Annotated in this window: 14 protein-coding genes and 3 pseudogenes; 4 read left to right on the forward strand and 13 right to left on the reverse strand. The window is 40.1% G+C overall.

The annotated features are described in order from the left end of the window. Positions 1-273: 273 nt before the first annotated feature. The gene (gene clpP / locus REG_RS04740; protein ID WP_050749323.1) at positions 274-945 is read right to left on the reverse strand and encodes an ATP-dependent Clp endopeptidase proteolytic subunit ClpP; all 672 of its coding nucleotides are present in this window, start codon (positions 943-945) and stop codon (positions 274-276) included. A 434-nt stretch (positions 946-1,379) separates the two neighbouring features. Between clpP and REG_RS12000 the strand changes: the two genes are divergently transcribed. Further along, positions 1,380-2,203, forward strand: a protein-coding gene (locus REG_RS12000) for an IS5-like element ISRein1 family transposase (protein WP_260200023.1) whose coding sequence is annotated in 2 segments (ribosomal slippage) — positions 1,380-1,767 and positions 1,767-2,203 — 825 coding nt in all. Because the reading frame shifts where the segments join, the coding sequence is not laid out codon by codon here. A 228-nt stretch (positions 2,204-2,431) separates the two neighbouring features. Continuing rightward, positions 2,432-3,856 (forward strand): L-serine ammonia-lyase, encoded by a 1,425-nt coding sequence (locus REG_RS04755; RefSeq protein ID WP_006704684.1) that lies wholly within the window; start codon positions 2,432-2,434, stop codon positions 3,854-3,856. Positions 3,857-3,924: 68 nt separating this feature from the next. Here the strand turns inward: REG_RS04755 and cspE are convergent, their stop codons facing one another. After that, on the reverse strand, positions 3,925-4,134 hold the full coding sequence (gene cspE, locus REG_RS04760; protein ID WP_039907389.1) for a transcription antiterminator/RNA stability regulator CspE: 210 nt from the start codon (positions 4,132-4,134) through the stop codon (positions 3,925-3,927). Between the two features lie 653 nt (positions 4,135-4,787). On the opposite strand from cspE, the gene pagP reads away from it, so the two are divergent. Continuing rightward, positions 4,788-5,375 carry a lipid IV(A) palmitoyltransferase PagP gene (pagP, locus tag REG_RS04765; protein WP_006704686.1) on the forward strand — a complete coding sequence of 196 codons (588 nt, stop codon included), beginning with the start codon at positions 4,788-4,790 and terminating at the stop codon, positions 5,373-5,375. 230 nt (positions 5,376-5,605) lie between these two features. Here the strand turns inward: pagP and REG_RS04770 are convergent. After that, positions 5,606-6,995 (reverse strand): annotated as a pseudogene (locus REG_RS04770) (amino acid permease). 548 nt (positions 6,996-7,543) lie between these two features. Here REG_RS04770 and REG_RS04775 point away from each other — a divergent pair. Continuing rightward, positions 7,544-8,340: pseudogene (locus REG_RS04775) on the forward strand (PA4780 family RIO1-like protein kinase). Between the two features lie 153 nt (positions 8,341-8,493). On the opposite strand, the gene REG_RS04780 reads toward REG_RS04775, so the two are convergent. The 10 genes and pseudogenes from REG_RS04780 to mltG form a co-directional block, all read right to left on the reverse strand. After that, on the reverse strand, positions 8,494-8,793 hold the full coding sequence (locus tag REG_RS04780) for a hypothetical protein (RefSeq protein WP_006704688.1): 300 nt from the start codon (positions 8,791-8,793) through the stop codon (positions 8,494-8,496). Between the two features lie 60 nt (positions 8,794-8,853). Next, positions 8,854-9,288 (reverse strand): CesT family type III secretion system chaperone, encoded by a 435-nt coding sequence (locus REG_RS04785; protein ID WP_039907391.1) that lies wholly within the window; start codon positions 9,286-9,288, stop codon positions 8,854-8,856. Between the two features lie 1,043 nt (positions 9,289-10,331). Continuing rightward, positions 10,332-11,636, reverse strand: coding sequence for an NAD(P)/FAD-dependent oxidoreductase (locus tag REG_RS04790; RefSeq protein ID WP_087943392.1), 1,305 nt, complete (start codon positions 11,634-11,636; stop codon positions 10,332-10,334). 25 nt (positions 11,637-11,661) lie between these two features. Further along, a complete protein-coding gene (lpoB, locus tag REG_RS04795) occupies positions 11,662-12,276 on the reverse strand; it encodes a penicillin-binding protein activator LpoB (protein ID WP_039907393.1) in 615 nt (204 codons plus the stop codon). Between the two features lie 173 nt (positions 12,277-12,449). Beyond that, entirely contained in the window at positions 12,450-12,821 is a 372-nt protein-coding gene (locus tag REG_RS04800) for an HIT domain-containing protein (RefSeq protein WP_039907483.1), read from the reverse strand. Positions 12,822-12,997: 176 nt separating this feature from the next. Next, a complete protein-coding gene (ptsG, locus tag REG_RS04805; protein WP_006704693.1) occupies positions 12,998-14,431 on the reverse strand; it encodes a PTS glucose transporter subunit IIBC in 1,434 nt (477 codons plus the stop codon). 435 nt (positions 14,432-14,866) lie between these two features. Next, positions 14,867-15,670 (reverse strand): metal-dependent hydrolase, encoded by an 804-nt coding sequence (locus REG_RS04810; protein ID WP_006704694.1) that lies wholly within the window; start codon positions 15,668-15,670, stop codon positions 14,867-14,869. An 88-nt stretch (positions 15,671-15,758) separates the two neighbouring features. Then, positions 15,759-16,736, reverse strand: a complete 978-nt coding sequence (gene holB / locus REG_RS04815; RefSeq protein WP_039907485.1) for a DNA polymerase III subunit delta' — start codon at positions 16,734-16,736, stop codon at positions 15,759-15,761. Between the two features lie 176 nt (positions 16,737-16,912). Next, on the reverse strand, positions 16,913-17,578 hold the full coding sequence (gene tmk, locus REG_RS14135; RefSeq protein ID WP_311317248.1) for a dTMP kinase: 666 nt from the start codon (positions 17,576-17,578) through the stop codon (positions 16,913-16,915). After that, positions 17,573-18,604 (reverse strand): annotated as a pseudogene (gene mltG / locus REG_RS14140) (endolytic transglycosylase MltG); the annotation flags it as partial. The gene tmk and the pseudogene mltG, both read right to left, overlap by 6 nt. Positions 18,605-18,682 lie beyond the last annotated feature (78 nt).

Below are 18,682 nucleotides of genomic sequence, written 5' to 3' on the forward strand. Positions count from 1 at the left end.
CCACTAACTACGGTTTATCACAAAAAACAGTACCGATTCTTAGAGCCTATATGACAGTATATCGGATCCCTGTAATCAATCCTGATTTATACCCTTCGCTTTTGAAGCCGCCGCGTTGTTGGCTGCCAGCTCTCGCCCTCATGGTATGTCTACGCTCATCGGTCGGTCGCCCTGGCAGCCCGAAGGCAACTTCAAAGACGAAGGGTATATGACGCTATAATCGACAACAAGTGAGTAGCCACCAGCGGTACCAAACACTAAATAATAAAATGGTTATTTTGTACTTTTTTTACTTTTCTTATCCGCTTTTTCATCAAGATTAGACACTGTTTCCCGAGTACATAATACTTGGTCGACTAAACCGTAGTTTACTGATTCTTCTGCCGATAAAAAATAGTCTCTTTCTGTGTCTTTTTCTATCTCTTCAAGCGCCTTACCCGTGTGTTTCGCCATGAGTGTATTCATACGATTTTTCACGTTTCTGATTTCTTTGCTATGAATTTCGATGTCACTCACCTGTCCTTGGTAACCGCCCAATGGCTGATGAATCATTACACGCGAATTAGGCAAACAAAAACGCTTGCCTTTTGTCCCTGCCGTTAACAAGAAAGCGCCCATTGAGCACGCTTGTCCAATACATAGGGTAATGACGTCCGGTTTGATAAACTGCATAGTGTCATAAATAGACATCCCAGCAGTAATGACTCCACCTGGAGAATTGATATAAAGAGAAATATCTTTATCTGGATTTTCTGCCTCTAAGAATAGCATCTGAGCCACGATAAGATTGGCCATATGATCTTCAACCTGACCCGTCAGAAAAATCACACGTTCTTTTAACAAACGAGAATAAATATCGTAAGCACGTTCCCCACGCGATGTTTGCTCTACCACCATCGGCACTAGCGCCATAGTTGATACCTGATCTGCACGACTATATGACATTACCCTCTCCTGATAGAATTTTTTAGCGTCACTGTCATTGATAACCAATTCTACTTGAGATAAGCAACAATAACCATGGCCTAACTTAATTGGGGGATAGAATTCCTTTTTCAAGCTTTGCTTTCTTACCCAATATCGTTATACAAAACAAAAATTATCACCCGTTAAAATCTTATTTTAAACCTTCTTGAGGGAGGGGCTGAAACGAGAAAAAAATAACAAATAAAACGCTCAATCGCTGTAATTTTCAAACACTACCTCACCCCTACCCAAACGTCTGAATCATTTTATTGCCATTTTTAAAAATGACAGTAATAAATCACCTCATCATTACCCTATCGATAGGCTAAAATAAGTAACATTACATTAGACCTCTTCGGAAACTAGCATTCATATAAGAATTTTGGTAAAACACTCCTGAACAAGGAGCCGCCATGAAATATGAAGTAATAAAAGTACTGGAAGAGGAAAAATTTCGTCGCTTAACGGGTGTTAAACGCAGTACATTTGAAAAGATGATAAAGATATTGAATGAAGCAGATAAGAGTAAGCAAGGGAAAGGAGGTCGGAAACCCAAGCGGGGTTTAGAAGAGCGCTTATTAATGGCACTGGAGTATATACGAGAATATCGCACTTATTTTCATGTCAGCCAAAGCTATGGCGTGAGTGAGAGCACATGCTATGAAACGATTAAATGGATAGAGAATACGCTAATAAAGCATCCTGATTTTGCCCTACCTGGACGCAAAGCTGTATTAAAAAGGGATAGGGAGTATGAGCTGGTTCTTATTGATGCCACAGAAACGCCGATTGAACGTCCCCAAAAAAACAAAAGCCGTTTTACTCAGGAAAAAAGAAACGACACACCTTAAAAACACAAGTGCTCGTTGATAAAAAAAGTAAAGCAGTCATCTGTACAAGCTTTACGAATGGGAGGCGCCATGATTTTAGGTTGTTTAAGGAGTCTGGTGTGCGAATACATCCTGACATCAAAACAGTTACCGATACAGGTTACCAAGGGCTTGGCAAGATTCATTCAAACTCGGCGTTGCCTAAGAAAAAGACAAAGAAAAATCCCTTAACAAAAGAAGATAAACGCAACAATCGTGCGTTATCAAGCCAGCGTGTATTAAACGAACATGTCATTGGTATGATTAAAAGATTTAAAATTGTATCAGACCGTTATCGAAACAGGCGAAAACGTTTTGGATTAAGATTTAATCTGATTGCTGCAATTTATAATATGGAAATTAGATAAATGATAGTTTCCGAAGAGGTCTATTCTCGTTATTGTTGTCTCTAAGAAACTTATTCGAAATCTTCTTTGAGCTGCGCTCAATTGATGAAAAACACGCAGTAAGTTATGCAAGAAATCTTAAAGTATCAGCGATACACAAGAGATCTCGAATAGGATCTAGCAATTCGCCATCAATAACCGATAATACCCTGTGCATTTTTTTATCATCACTATTTCTAGGGAGTTTATATGATTAGCGTTTTCGACATGTTTAAGATCGGCATTGGCCCGTCTAGCTCGCACACCGTGGGGCCAATGAAGGCCGGTCAACAGTTTGTAGACGATCTGATCAGGAAGGAGCTAATTTCGACAGTAACACGAGTCAGTGTCGAGGTGTATGGTTCACTGTCGTTAACCGGCAAGGGTCATCATACTGATAAAGCGATTATTATGGGATTGGCAGGCAATATGCCTGACACTGTTGATATTAAAAGCATCCCGAAAACTCTCGAAGAGGTGGCGCTGAACCAATGTCTGACGTTAGGCGGAGAAAATAACGGTCACAAAGTTCTACATCAAGTTCATTTTTCAAGTAAAAATGGCATCATTTTCCATCATGACAAAAATCTGCCTTTACATGAAAATGGCATGCAAATCCACGCCTTTGACGATACAAAAGAAGAAAATGAGAAAAAAGTGTATAGCAAAACATACTATTCTATCGGCGGTGGATTTATTGTTGATCAAGAACATTTTGGCAAAACAGAAGTTAATGCGCTAACGGTACCTTATCCTTTCTACAGCGCTAAAGAAATTTTAGCTAATTGTGAAGAGAATGGTACCTCGATATCTAAAATGGTAATACAAAATGAGCTAGCAATGCACAGCGCAGCCGACGTTAAAACCTATTTTACTAAAATTTGGCAAACGATGAGTGACTGCATTAAACAGGGGATCAGTACTGAAGGAATATTACCAGGCCCGTTACGGTTACCCCGCCGTGCTGCAACATTGCATCGTAAACTAATGTCTTCCAATAAAAATTCCACCGATCCAATGGATATTATTGATTGGATAAATATGTTTGCTTTGGCGGTCAACGAGGAGAATGCTGCTGGGAGGCGTGTGGTGACAGCACCAACCAATGGCGCTTGCGGCATTATCCCTGCCGTATTAGCTTACTATGATCGCTTTGTTGAACCTGTACCAGACAAAGCAGACAAAACAGGCGAACAATCACTTTTTATCCGTTATTTTCTTACCGCCGGGGCGATTGGTATCTTATATAAAACTAATGCCTCGATCTCAGGAGCAGAAGTCGGTTGCCAAGGTGAAGTCGGCGTTGCTTGTTCAATGGCCGCCGCCGGGCTGGCTGAATTGATGGGGGCTAGCCCCGAGCAAGTGTGTATCGCCGCTGAAATTGGCATGGAACATAATCTCGGCCTCACTTGTGATCCGGTCGCCGGACAGGTTCAAGTACCCTGTATTGAGCGTAATGCCATTGCGGCAGTAAAAGCCATTAATTCTGCACGTATGGCAATGCATCGTACCAACAAACCGCGCGTATCACTCGACCAAGTGATCGAAACTATGTTTGAAACGGGCAAAGATATGAACGCGAAATACCGTGAAACCTCCCGTGGAGGCCTAGCCATTAAAGTTCAATGTCATTAATATTCGTCAACACTTAAAAGCAAAAAACCCGTCTTGCGACGGGTTTTTTGCTTTTAAGTGTTGATCAGCTAAAGGGTCACAACATTAATTGCTGCTGGCCCTTTTTTTCCCTCTTCAATGTCAAATTCTACCTGTTGGCCTTCACCTAAGGTTTTAAACCCATCCCCTTGAATAGCTGAAAAGTGTACAAACACATCTTTACTCTTGTCATCCGGAGTAATAAAACCAAAACCTTTAGCCTCATTGAACCACTTAACTGAACCTTTTATCTTAGACATCTTAAATATTTCCTTTGCATTGTTTAACTTGCCCGTAGGCACTACTATTATAGACAAACTTCAGTCGTTACTGTTTGAGGCACTAAGATAAAAATCAGCAGAGAAGCAGATTCAACGATAACGTCTTTATTCAAAACTTCTTGACTCATAATGCCGCACATATACCCTTCGCCTTTGGAGTTGCCTCTAGGCGGAGGGTATAGACAGAACGGTACCTCGTTTTACCCATACTGGTTATTACACACTCTGAATAGGTTGGCAAGCAATTTTAACCATCATTATTCACATTGCACATATTTGATACCCAACCCACAAAAAATATAATCAAATTCGTTAAAATTTAATATCAAATCTATTTATTTAAAATATATTTAATATAACCTAATAATCAAGCTAATTATTATATTCGATTCTATTCGTGGTTTTTCACTGTATGAAATACACTAACGAGCACTCTGGTATAGAACGACAAAAAACTTAATTTCTTAAAATATTATTATACTGACTATACTTTACCTTGAATGTTAATAAAAAAAATCAACACCGAAATTGCCATTTTATAAAAATAGTAAAAATCATGTTTATTTTATTATTAAAATAAATGCAAGGATAAGCTGATTTTATCTTACATTCTCAGTAGAGAGATATACATAATGGATTTTAGCTACTTAGTAACACGCACTCTGTTTTTTACAGCACTGATATTAAGCGCTAGCTATCCTGTTTATAGCAATACAGACATAACAGATCCAACAATCAATAAAAAAACTCCATGGCAAAAGCTAAAAAATAACATCGCTTTAACCTGGAATGCACCTGATAATGAACTTTATATCCCTCTAAACGCCTGGCACAACCGTTGGGCCTATGATAAAGAAAAAATTAGCAATTATAATGAAAGAGCATGGGGGATTGGCTATGGCAAGTATCGTTATGATCAAAATGATAACTGGCATGCCTTATATGCCATGATTTTTATGGATTCACATACTAAGCCTCAACCTATTGTCGGCTATGGTTACCAGAAAATGTGGATACCAAAGAAAAGAAATCAGTGGCGTTTTGGTATCGGATTCACTGCCAGCATTACCGCTCGACATGAATACCATTATCTGCCATTACCACTAGCATTACCTCTTTTTTCTATTGAATATAATAGAATTGTATTGCAGAGCACTTATCTTCCATCGCCTTATAACGAAGGAAATGTTTTGTTTACTTGGATACGCTGGCAATTTTAATCATGTATAAACAACAAAAAATAATAGACCTCTTTCGAAACCGCAGTTCGTTATGCAAAGTCAAGGCGCCCGGCGCACAGCAACCTTCGTTGCCATAAGTACATGAAGATTGCGCACACCGGGCAACGCAGGATCCGTGTCACGCAATAGGTTTCGAAAGAGGTTTAATGACTAAAGAGCCCAGTAGCAATATTAAGCTCTAGATATTACTAAATAGAAAAAGCTTTACACTATGCCAAATCAGATTTTTTATTAACGGATAAAGCTTTATTGTACTTTCTTCTTGTCAGTAAAAAGCAACCCCACAGTACAGCTAGCCATAATGGTATCAACAATACTGAAATACGAATATTTTCGGTAGCGTACATAATCATCAAAATCAATGCTAAAAAAAAAACAGAAATAATTACCGTAAGGGTACAAAATCGCTTTAAAACTAGGCTCTATTCCTTCACGCATTTTCGCTTGGCGGAACTTCAGATGCGCCAAACAAATCATCACCCAGTTAACCACTAACGTCGACACCACTAAAGATATTAGCAATATGAATGCTTCGCTTGGAAATATATAATTAATTAACACACAAACGGAGGTAATCAAAGCTGAAAAAAAAACGGATAAAACAGGGACGCCTCGCTTATTCAACTTAGCTAAAGCTCTGGGTGCATCGCCTCGTAAAGCAAGGCTAAACAACATTCGACTATTGCAGTAAACACCGCTGTTATAAACCGATAACGCTGCGGTCAAAACAACCATATTCAATACTGTCGCCACCCAATAACTATCTAATGAATGAAATATCATCACGAAAGGGCTAGCTCCCTCAGCCACACTACTCCAAGGATAAAGTGATAGCAGCACAGTTAATGAACCAATGTAAAAAACAAGAATACGGTAAACCACTTGATTAGTTGCTTTAGGAATACTAATACCAGGATTCTCTGCTTCTGCAGCAGTAATACCAACGAGTTCTAAACCACCAAAAGAAAACATAATAATAGCCATCGACATCACAAATCCATTGATACCATGTGGCATAAACCCGCCCTGATCCCATAAATTAGTGATAGATGCCATCGCGCCTCCCTTTCCTGACGCTAATAAATAACCGCCAAAAAAAATCATACCAAGGATAGCCACTATCTTAATGAGAGCAAACCAAAATTCCGTTTCACCATACAAACGTACACTGATTAAATTAATAGCATTAATCAGAATGAAAAATACAGCGACAGACACCCAAGTCGGTATTTCAGGCCACCAATATTGGATATACATCCCAACCGCGGTCAATTCAGCCATACCCACCAAGATAAACATGACCCAATAATTCCATCCTGATAAAAAACCAGCAAAATTGCCCCAATATTTGTAAGCAAAATAGCTAAATGATCCAGATACCGGTTCGTCAACGACCATTTCGCCTAATTGGCGCATAATCAAAAAAGCAATCAATCCACCTATGGCATAACCCAAAATCACTGAAGGCCCCGTCATCATAATGGTTTGTGTAATACCAAGAAATAATCCGCTACCGACAGCGCCCCCCAAAGCTATAAGTTGAATATGCCTATTTTTTAATCCGCGCTTTAGTGTTAAATTTTGTAATTGCTGTTCCATGATATCCCTACTCCACGACTAACCAATAATACCGCCGACTATAACCACAGTCCTTCAAGTTGCAGCGTCGCGGCCAGGATGTGAGACCGATGAGTGTGACATACTACGTGATTCGGTCTCACGCCCGCAGCCAACAACACGGCGGCTTCAAAGGTGAAGGGTATATATCAGTGATTTTTTTGCGCGCCTGCCTATGACGAAGAATTTTAACAATAACATCAACAATAGCTTTACTCTACTTGCATTACGATAATTGCCTTTGCTGTTAGTGAGATCAGCAGTATGACATCAATAATCATTTAGATTTATAATCCCCGCTAGCACTCAATTTAATGATCATTTTGACAAAGTATCAGCGAACACAAGAGATTTAGAACTAACTCTAAGGCAAAAAAGGCTCAACGTATTCATGTGCAGCCTGATATTCTATAAAAGAGTCCCTGTGTTTTTTCGCCTATTTATCATCATTTGAGCGACACTAAAGAGGATTTCGAACAAATTTTAAGCAAAATTCAACCAAAATCATTTCAATAAGGCATAAGGGCGCCATGAAAATTCCAAAACGAATCCAACCTCTGGTTGATGATGGCTTGGTTGATGAAGTCATCCGCCAATTAAAAAGCGGCAAAGAAGCAGAAGACCGTAGCTTCAAGCAAGCGGTGCAATATAAAGAAGGACGTAAAGTACGTAATAGCCGTAGTGCGCGCGCAATGGCGAAAGGTTCTAAATTTGGCCGTAAGCAACAAGAGAAAATTTGGCAAACAGCTGAAGTCGATGCACTTTACGTATTAGCCAATTCCGGTGTGCGGGTTCCTCAACCCTATGGTTGCACTGATGGCGTTTTATTGATGGAACTCATTACTGATGAAACCCCGGATTAGCCGCACCACGGTTGAGTGATGTTTCGCTGACCGAGGAAGAAGCGATAGTTGACTACCAAATGATACTTCAATCAGTAGTCCGCATGTTATGTGCTGGATTGATTCATGGTGATTTATCTGAATTTAATGTGTTGGTTGACGCTAATGGGCCAGTGATTATTGATTTACCTCAGGTAGTGAATGCAGCTGCTAATAATCACGCCAAATCCATGCTAGAAAGGGATGTTAATAATTTAACACGTTTCTATGGCCAGTTTGCACCCCAACTGCTTGCTCGGCAAGATGCCAAAGAAATGTGGGCATTATATCAAGATGGAAAGTTATACCCCGAAACTCAACTAACAGGTTATTTTGTCGATAGCACTCCCACCGCTGATGTCGAGGGGCTGATGGACGAAATTAACGCCGTGATTGCTGAAAAAGAGGAGCAGCAACGTATATTAAAGTCACGTGATTACGATTAAATTGTTATAAATTAATTGCAAAAAATAAAATATGAGCGTGCTCTCTACTAAACACGCTCATATTAAATGTTAAATTCCATTTATTTATTAATTTATCCCTGAATACTATAAAAATAATAAGTTATTTAATTTTTATATTTTACAATAAACCTATTAATCGCTAGAAGTGCCGCCACCAAAGATCCAATTAATAAAAAATTGGATAACTTGTGGCACTACTACTTTCTCAAGATGATTGAATAATTTCATCCCTGCTCTCTCTAAAAAACCACCCGTTATTTTTATAAGATTATCGCTAATATTTAGAACAGTATTCATTATACGAGATGCATTGCTATTCTCCTCTAAATGAGTAACCTCTTTTCCAGCAATGCTATTAATAGTCTCATTGATTTTATTTCCGATAACTGCACTTGCAACAGATGTTGCTATATTTGCACTAATTGCTGTCATATTTCTTCTCCATAATATTATAATTAAAAAATATTATTAATAATGATATCCGACTCGTAACTAATTTTTGTAGCAATGTCTAATATCCATTAGCGCTCCCTTAGAAGATTTTTCTTTTTGTGTCATAGTACTCCCCATTAAAAGTTCATCACTAGAATAACTTAATAATTCAAGCTGTTGATACAATGTTTCTATGCTACTTTCATGAAGATCTTGTCGGTTCCATAATACCCAATCATTAGTATTATCTTCTTGACTTAAAATAGGTTTCAGTAATACTTCGCTGAACATATTTTTCTGAAACAATGTAGCATGACAGTCAATTTTAGCTTGTTCAATATGAGCAAACATTAAGATTTTATTTTTTGGATATTCGGTAATATGGATCCCTTGTTCGCCAACTTTTAAACTAAAAATCCCTTCATTATTTTTAGGTTTTTCCAATGAAAAGCGCTGACATAATTTTGTAATAGCATCCTGAAAATCATTAATCATACTCCTCACCTCTTGCTATAATTTATACATAAATATTAGTTTTTACTATCAAATATATTGACATTTTTTTGTTTTTTTATTCATAGTCCTTAGTTAATATAAAAAACCTGCCAACCATTAATTAATATTTTTATAAAACATAATAATAATTATTTTTTATCGTTATTCTATTATTTTATATTTTAATATTAAATATAATCAGTGACATCTGTACAATAGACGAATATGTTATTTTTATTAATAAAAAGTAATATCTGAATAAATAAATCGATATCCAATACCATGATAATTTTAACAGGGAGAGGAGCACAGACAGTACAAATAGTACGGCAAGCGACGACAACACAGAATCAAATTAAAATGATTCAGCTATACTACAAGCTAATTGCGGTAAGTCTCACACGTTGTATAACGTTGAAAATTACATCGTGCGTCACTTCTTTTTCGATAAGCGCCTGAAAAAATATTCAGACATCAATGAAAAATTAAAGCAGGAACAACATGAATGTTATCGGGCACTGCCCTCGTCTTCTGCTTCCTACGGAAAGAAATCGGGGAGGATTTTATAAAAAATTTAGCGGATAAGAGCTGCCAGTACCAGCCCCAAGCAAGTCAATGTACTTGCTTTAGAATGCGGCAAGCTCAATCCATTGCGGCCTAGCAGCCGTTGGGCTGGAATCGTTCACTACCTCATAAAAGCTGTTGCATAAAGCGGATCTTTTGAGAAAAGGCTCATACTCGCAACAGCAGCTATACCCACAGCAACAACAATACCTACACCTAATAACATTGATTTTATCACGAGATAACCCGTTTTAAATTAACGCATTTATACCCTTCGCCTTTCAAGTGCGGAGCGTTGGCAGCGTTCACTCATCCTCTGTCATGTACCGATTCGATTGCTCGCCGCCTTGCCGTAACTCGAAATTCATTGGGTATAAATCATGCCCTGTTGAAGTAAAACAATTATAACAATAATATACAAAAATATAATAACAATAAAAATAATTAATTTGTTTTTTAAAATGCCTCATTTATAAAAATTAATGTAATTTTAAACGAGGACGAATAACCCGATTAATCCCCCCCACCAGCATCATCAAACTGGTCTGAATATAACCATGCAAGGCAACTTGATGCATACGATAAAGAGAAATATAAAAAATACGCGCTAACCGCCCCTCTATCATCATTGAACCTCGCAGCAAATTACCCATCAAGCTACCGATAGTGGTAAATTTGGATAACGACACTAAAGAGCCATGATCTTTATATATATAAGGCTTTAATCCCCGCTCCGCTAACAAAGCTAAAATATTACGATAACAGTGACTCGCCATCTGGTGGGCAGATTGAGCCCGAGGAGGCACAAACACACCGGTTGGCTGTGGGCAAGACGCACAATCGCCAATAGCAAAAATATTGGCGTCACGGGTCGTTTGTAACGTCGGTTCAACAACCAGCTGATTAATGCGATTTGTTTCCAACCCTGCAATCTCTTTCATAAAATCCGGCGCTTTAATACCGGCCGCCCAAACCATGAGATCACCTTTAATTAATTGATTATCTTCGGTGTACAAACCCTCTCTATCAGCACGGGTAACCCTCGTTTGGGTTAATACATTCACTCCCAATTTAACCAATTCTTGCTGTGCGGACAAAGAAATACGGGGAGGCAAAACAGGTAAAATACGCTCACCGGCCTCAACCAAAGTAACATTCAGCGCTTGGTGATCCAAACCTTCAAATCCATAACTGGTTAACTGTTTTACCGCATTATGTAATTCTGCCGACAACTCAACCCCGGTAGCCCCCCCTCCAACAATAGTGATATTAACTTTTTCTTTTTTCGCCTTTGTTGCTGAATATTTCAAAAACAAATTTAACATTTGGCTATGAAAATGATGCGCTTGTTGTGAATTATCAAGAAAAATACAATGCTCTTTCACCCCTGGCGTAGCAAAATCATTGGATACACTCCCCAATGCCATCACTAAAATATCATAGGATAATTTTCGCTCACCCACGAGAACATCACCTTGGGCGTCACAAATATCCGCTAATGTAATATTGCACTGCTCCCGATCAATATCGGTTAAAGATCCAAATTGAAAATTGAAATAGTGGTTACGAGCATGTGCTAGGTAACTCAGGGCATCAACACCATCGTCCAAAGAGCCCGTTGCCACTTCATGTAGCAAAGGTTTCCACAAGTGACTTGGATTACGATCAACCAAAATAATTTGTGCTTTTTTGCTACGCCCCAGTTTATGACCTAAACGGGTAGCCAATTCTAATCCTCCTGCCCCTCCACCAATAATGACTATTTTTTTCTTAGGTACTATCAAAATAATCCTCCCCATTTAAAATGCATTAATGCCCGATAACGCCCTCACCTGACCAAAGAATTTCACCGGTTTCTACCAGCATCAATTGTATATCGATGGTCGGAGCTTTTACATTTCCTTTGATATCACTATAAAGTACATATTGAGCACCGACAGAACGCGCCAAACCAATGGCCTTAGTACGTGAGCCCAAACTATCATTTTCTGATAATCCGAGCTTTTTCTTAGCTGCTGCCAATTGATTCGCTGAAATTAGCACAAATTTTTTGTTTGAAGCCAGTTTTTGGTACAGTGCTTCGGTCGCCTTTGCACTCTGCAATTGCCCGTTGGTACTATTTTTTACACTATCTAACAACAATACACTGCCTGCCACGACATTATTCACATTCAACATATTATCAACCAGAGGTTCGATACTGGCCGCCCAATTGAACACGCGCATTTTTGGCAATGGCGGCACCTTTTCCACCTCCGGGGGAGGCGCTGTCTCAGTCTCTGATTCTGATATGGAGGGTTTTAGCGGTTTGATAGTAACGGGAGGATGCGAAACATTTTGATGATGATCAGTATCTTGCTGCCATGAACACCCTATCAATGTCAATGTAATCAGACCAGATACTATAAACCCATATCTTTTCATTAATCGCACTCCAATCAAAAACGTCAGCGACATTATACCCAATGAATTTCGAGTTACGGCAAGGCGGCCAGGGCGACCGACCGGTGAGCGTAGACAACTACGTGATTCGGCGAGCACCCGCAGACAACAAAGCCGTAACTTGAAAGGCGAAGGGTATATAGCTAAAATTCGCGTCACCTAGCTAGTGTTTTAGGAAGTTCACCCAACAAAGGGCCTAGTGGCTTACCACCCAGCAGATGCATGTGAAGATGGTAAATTTCTTGGCCGGCATCATCCTTACAATTGACGATCAATCGATACCCCTTTTCGGCAATACCTTCTCTCTTAGCTATTTTAGTCGCAACCCACATCATGCGCCCCAAAATAATCTTATCTTCTTCAGCAACCTCATCTAGCGTAGGAATAGGTTTCCTAGGAACAATCAAAATATGGGTAGGGGCTTGGGGCTTACTATCACGGAATGCGGTTACCAAATTATCTTGATACACAATATCGGCAGGTATTTCACGGTGAATAATTTTACTAAAAATCGTTTCTTCAGTCATAGTTAATATTTCTTTGTAAATAGCGTAACGGCTCAAAGGGAATCGGCACTATACCCTTCGCCTTTCAAGCCGCCGCGTTGTTGGCTACGGGGTTCCCGCCCTCATGGTATTAGGCTCATCGGTCTCACGCCCTTGACCGCCTGGCGGCAACTTCGAGAGCTGTGGGTATAACAAAATCAATTATCACGAATATATTCATCCATATCCGTTTTTAAATTATCTGATTTAGTACCAAAAATAGCCTGCACTCCAGAGCCTGAAACTACAACACCAGCAGCGCCAAGCTTTTTCAAACCCGCTTGATCTACTTTAGTAATATCTTCCACACTGACACGTAAACGAGTAATACAGGCATCTAAGTTAAGAATATTTTTTTTACCACCAAAGGTGGCAACCAGCGCCGCGGACATTTCAGAGCCACTCCGCAACATTTGCTCATCCGATTCACTTTCACGACCGGGAGTTTTGAGATCTAATTTTACGATCAGCAAGCGAAAAATAATGTAATAAACGAAACCATAGCAAATACCAACTAAAGGAAATAACCAGATCCGACTGCTGTTACCGCTCAGTACGATAAAATCAATTAATCCATGAGAGAAACTCGTACCATCGCGCATGCCAAGTAAAATACAAATGGGGAAAGCTAACCCCGCTAAAATGGCATGAATCGCGTACAGAACCGGAGCCACAAACATAAAAGTGAATTCTATCGGTTCAGTGATACCCGTCAAAAATGCGGTGAGAGCGGCAGAAATCATGATGCCGCCGACTTTAGCTCGGTTTTCAGGTTTAGCGGAATGCCAAATTGCAATAGCAGCTGCGGGCAAACCATACATTTTAAATAAAAAGCCACCTGATAATTTCCCCGCCGTTGGATCACCGGCGATATAACGCGGAATATCACCATGAAATACCTGCCCAGCCGAATTAATATATTCTCCAATTTGCATTTGAAAAGGAACATTCCATATATGATGAAGACCGAAGGGAACCAGGGCACGTTCTACAACACCATAAATAGCAAACGCCGCTACCGAATTCTGATAAGCAGCCCACTGTGAAAAAGTTTGTACCGCATTACCTATCGGTGGCCAAATGAAGGCCAATATCCCTCCTAATAAAATAGCCGAAAAACCAGAAATAATAGGGACAAAACGTTTACCGGCAAAAAATCCTAAGTATTCGGGTAATTTAATCCGATAAAAACGATTAAACATATAAGCGGCAACTGCACCTGCTGCTATCCCACCTAACACCCCGGTATCAGCCAAACGCTTGCCAGAAATTTCATCCGCAGGCATATGCAAGATCAATGGCGCAATTACAGCTATGGTTTTCACCATAATGCCATAGGCCACAACAGCAGCTAAAGCCGAAACACCATCATTGTTAGTAAAACCTAATGCAACCCCGATAGCAAAAATTAATGGCATGTTAGCAAATACGGAACCACCCGCTTCTGCCATGACGTGAGAGACTACCGCAGGTAACCAGCTAAAATCAGCGGAACCTACCCCCAATAAAATACCGGCGATAGGTAATACGGATACCGGTAGCATTAGCGATTTACCCACTTTTTGCAGGCTTGCAAATGCGTTTCTAAACATAATGAAATATACTCCTGGTTAATAATAAATAATTTTTTATTGTTTCTTATTCCTCGTTACAAAAACAGGTAATCCTTTACTAAACTGAGCATCTTTAGCGCTCTTTGGTTATTACGAAGAGTAAAATAAATTGTCTTTTTAATGTTTGGTGATAATCACGTTTCTATAAACAAAGAAAAAAATTTCCAGGATTGGTATCGCTTTTTGTAATAAATTACAAATTAATAGACTAATTTACGCCAAAGGACATACGCCCAATGAATTTCGAGTTACGGCAAGGCGGCCAGGACGACCGACCGATGAGCGTAGATAGACCATGAGGCGAGCACCCGCAGACAACAAAGCCGTAACTTGAAAGGCGAAGGGTATAAACACGTTATTAGGTTTAGTAATACATTACGCCTTAAAAAGGCGTAAATAGTAGTTACAAAAAATTTATTGATTACCAAAATATTCCAATCTTGATATGTCAATATGAAACAACGTAGAAAAATTTTTAGTGGTTTCCTCTGCCAATTCTTCCAAGCTAATTTTTTTTAGCACTGCGATATATTCAGCAATATCAAGAACATAAGCCGGTTGATTTTCTTTTCCTCGGTTCGGAACCGGTGCTAAATAAGGTGAATCAGTTTCAATTAGCAGGCGGTCTAATGGAACATAGCGTACAACCTCACGTAACTTGTCAGAATTACGAAAAGTCACAATCCCAGAAAATGACAAATAGAATCCTAAATCCAGTAACTTTTTCGCAGTCGCTTGATCTTCAGTAAAACAGTGTAAAACCCCCCTACAATCTCGTGCATTTTCTTGCTGTAAAATAGCCAGCGTATCCTCAGCTGCCGCACGAGTATGCACAATCACCGGCTTATTTAACTCACGACCGATACAAATATGTTGTCGAAATGATTTTTGCTGCTGCGCAATATTATCTTTTTGGTAAGAATAATCCAGCCCCGTTTCCCCTAATGCGACTACCTTGCTCGCAGAAGCCAGTTTTAACAATTTTTTATCATCATAACTTTCTTTAAGATAGAGGGGATGTACACCACAAGAAAATGCGACATTTTTACGCTCGCCGATCAACTCCACCATAGCGCTAAAACCCGGTAAGGTAGTGGCTACCGCCAAAACAAAACCCACACCACGTGCCTTAGCTTTAGCTAGCACATCATCAACATCGGCATGCAATTGCTGATAATCCAAGCTATCGAGATGGCAATGAGAATCAATTAATAACATAGTGTATCAACTCTTGATAAAAGCCTATTTTCTTCGTCTGAACGTCACTATAGGCGCTAAAAAATAAATAAAAAGACAAAACCGCAGACTATGACAGCATACTTTCCCAATTCAGCAACTGTTCAGTAATCACTAATTCACGATTTAGCCCAACAATCGACAACAACTGATGACGGCAATACATCCATTGGTTCGCAGATTTTAATAACGCCTCAATGGATAATTTTTGCATCAATTGTTGCACTAATGGCAGTTGATCCTGATTAACAATAAAATCTCCTGATCGATGCTGCCATTTCAGCGCATCGAGTAACAAAGAGATGAGCCAATGCAAACGCTCATTGACCTCATCATGATGCAATTGTGGCAATAATGACAGCATATCACCAGACAAAAGAGCCCGAGATAACGCAGTACAGCAAACCGTGCGCTGCTGCCAATGTGCTGGCTCTAGCAGTTGTTTCGCCGCCAAGGGCGCGCCATTAGTCAGCCGCAGTGCCGTCAAGATCACAGTCGATTCAGCCATGACCTGATCACTTAACCACCGCACACTTAAATCGGGATCCGGACTCGCTAGATGCCAATAAAAACAACGGCTACGTAAAGTAGCCAAAACACGAGACGGCTGATAACACCCCAGCACGAAATAGGTTTCTTCAGGAGGATCTTCCAAGGTTTTTAGCAATGCGTTTACCGCAATATCCGTCAATTGTTCAACCTGAGGCAACAAAATCACTTTCGCACCGCCCTGTTGAGCATGAGAAGCAAGTTTTTCTGTAATTTGCCTGATGGATTCGATACCCAAACGTGTTTTACCTTTTTCTGGCATCAAGTGATAATAATCAGGATGATTACCCGCCAGCATTAAGCAACAACTGTGGCAGCGACCACAACTTTTGTCGTTTTGCTTTTGCTGACACATTAACCATCGACTCAATCCATAAAACAACGACTCTGCCCCATTGCCAGGCAACGCATGTAACAATAATGCATGATGACCACGCCCGATGATGTGCTGATTGAGCAATTGGTGATAGGGAGCGGTGAGCCAGGGATACCAAGTCATCATTAATTTCTTAAACCTCTTTCGAAACTGTAGCGAGTATTGGGTATACCCTTCGCCTTTCAAGTTACGGCTTTGTTGTCTGCGAGTGCTCGCCTCATGGTCTATCTACGCTCATCGGTCGGTCGCCCTGGCCGCCTTGCCGTAACTCGAAATTCATTGGGTATATATTGTCTTATTCAGACATTCTTTTCTTCAAAACCATTCATTTCCAACCATTTTTCAAGTTCTCGCCGAATTTCAGCACTCACCTGCGCAAGTGGTTGCGCCGCATTAATCATTTTAATATTGCTATCGCCTGCCACCAATTTCAGATAACGCTCATGAACCCGGGTAAAAAATGCCAGAGATTCTTGTTCAATACGATCAGGAGACCCACGCAATCTAACACGCGCTAATCCCTGCTCAGGAGAAATATCTAAATATAATGTCAAATCAGGACGAAAGGAGCCCAGCAGACTATCACGTAATGATGTCATCAATTTGCTATCAACATCCCGCCCGCCTCCCTGGTAAGCTTGGGATGATAAATCATGACGATCACCCACTACCCAAGTCCCACGCGCTAACGCGGGTTTAATAACATTTTCGATCAACTGCACTCGAGCAGCATATAACATTAAAACTTCTGCTTTATCTGTGAGAGGATCAGAATCTATACGCTGTTTTATCAGTTCACGTAATTTTTCTGCCACCGGCGTGCCGCCAGGCTCACGGGGCTGAACAATATCATTAATCCCGTTAGCACGTAAGACTTGAGCCACTGTCTCTCCCGCCGTCGTTTTTCCTGCGCCTTCCAGGCCTTCAATCACGATAAATTTACCGGTTATCATTTTACTGTGCATTTTTTTGTCCTTCAAGCCCTGACGATAAATACGAACTGCATCATTATGCTGGGCTAAATCAGCACTAAATTTATGCCCTCCCTGACCGTCGGCGACAAAATAAAGATATTGCGTCTTAGCCGGATGAGCCGCGGCATTTAGCGAAACTAAGCTCGGCATAGCAATAGCGGTTGGAGGTAATCCACTATTGGTATAGGTATTATACAGGGTAGTAGTCAGCAAATCTTTACGTGTGAGTTTGCCTTTGTAGTTTTCACCCATACCATAAATCACCGTAGGATCGGCTTGCAATCGCATTCCCAATCGCAAACGGTTGACAAACACCGATGCAACAATGTGACGTTCATCATTGATAGCACTCTCTTTTTCTATAATTGACGCCATCACCACTAAATCATTCGGCGTTTTATAAGGGAGTAATTCATCACGCCCTTGCCAAATCTCAGCAACGACTTTGGCCATTTTTTCGTGGGCACGTTTGAGTAAACTGATGTCAGTGGTTCCCGCAGTATACGAATAAGTATCGGGATAAAACCACCCTTCGAGCGGTGCATTACTTTCCAACGCCAGCAACGAGGCAATATCAGCATTGTTTTTTCCTATTAATTGCTGTTTTACATAGTCCGCACCCTGTAATTTATTCAGCCAATCCTTAAAAGTACTGCCTTCAATAAAAAGAATAAAAAATTGGGCTTCTTTACAGCTAGCCAATAAATTCAGCATGTCTCTAACCGTCATATCAGGCATCAAACGGTAGATGCCCGCTTTAAATTTAGCCAACTCAGGTTCGATGTGCAGTAACCAGGAGAATAATGAAGAGGGGGCTATCACCTGCTGCTGTAATAGTAACGCCTCGAGCGCTACCCTTCCGCTACCCGAGGGTAACGTAAAAAGCGTTTCCTGCTTGATCGCTAAGCGACTATCGGAAAAATTTTTTATTTTCATATAGCCTAAACTTAACACGACTGATAACGCTAAACAGAGCAATACTAAAATAATCAGTACCTGGGGGTATTTTTTTCTTATCGTCATATCACATTGACTCTTGGAGCCTGTTCGAAATTTTTTGTGTGAGTAAATGTAATATAACAAAAATGCATCAAT

The sequence above is a fragment of the Candidatus Regiella insecticola LSR1 genome (genome assembly GCF_000143625.1).
Lineage (GTDB): Bacteria > Pseudomonadota > Gammaproteobacteria > Enterobacterales > Enterobacteriaceae > Regiella > Regiella insecticola.

What these genes read in the sequence shown, in the direction of transcription:
- clpP (WP_050749323.1), bottom strand. Translation starts at nt 945, where the DNA reads ATGTCATATAGTCGTGCAGATCAGGTATCAACTATGGCGCTAGTGCCG.
- REG_RS04755 (WP_006704684.1), top strand. Translation starts at nt 2,432, where the DNA reads ATGATTAGCGTTTTCGACATGTTTAAGATCGGCATTGGCCCGTCTAGC.
- cspE (WP_039907389.1), bottom strand. Translation starts at nt 4,134, where the DNA reads ATGTCTAAGATAAAAGGTTCAGTTAAGTGGTTCAATGAGGCTAAAGGT.
- pagP (WP_006704686.1), top strand. Translation starts at nt 4,788, where the DNA reads ATGGATTTTAGCTACTTAGTAACACGCACTCTGTTTTTTACAGCACTG.
- REG_RS04780 (WP_006704688.1), bottom strand. Translation starts at nt 8,793, where the DNA reads ATGACAGCAATTAGTGCAAATATAGCAACATCTGTTGCAAGTGCAGTT.
- REG_RS04785 (WP_039907391.1), bottom strand. Translation starts at nt 9,288, where the DNA reads ATGATTAATGATTTTCAGGATGCTATTACAAAATTATGTCAGCGCTTT.
- lpoB (WP_039907393.1), bottom strand. Translation starts at nt 12,276, where the DNA reads ATGAAAAGATATGGGTTTATAGTATCTGGTCTGATTACATTGACATTG.
- REG_RS04800 (WP_039907483.1), bottom strand. Translation starts at nt 12,821, where the DNA reads ATGACTGAAGAAACGATTTTTAGTAAAATTATTCACCGTGAAATACCT.
- ptsG (WP_006704693.1), bottom strand. Translation starts at nt 14,431, where the DNA reads ATGTTTAGAAACGCATTTGCAAGCCTGCAAAAAGTGGGTAAATCGCTA.
- REG_RS04810 (WP_006704694.1), bottom strand. Translation starts at nt 15,670, where the DNA reads ATGTTATTAATTGATTCTCATTGCCATCTCGATAGCTTGGATTATCAG.
- holB (WP_039907485.1), bottom strand. Translation starts at nt 16,736, where the DNA reads ATGACTTGGTATCCCTGGCTCACCGCTCCCTATCACCAATTGCTCAAT.
- tmk (WP_311317248.1), bottom strand. Translation starts at nt 17,578, where the DNA reads ATGCACAGTAAAATGATAACCGGTAAATTTATCGTGATTGAAGGCCTG.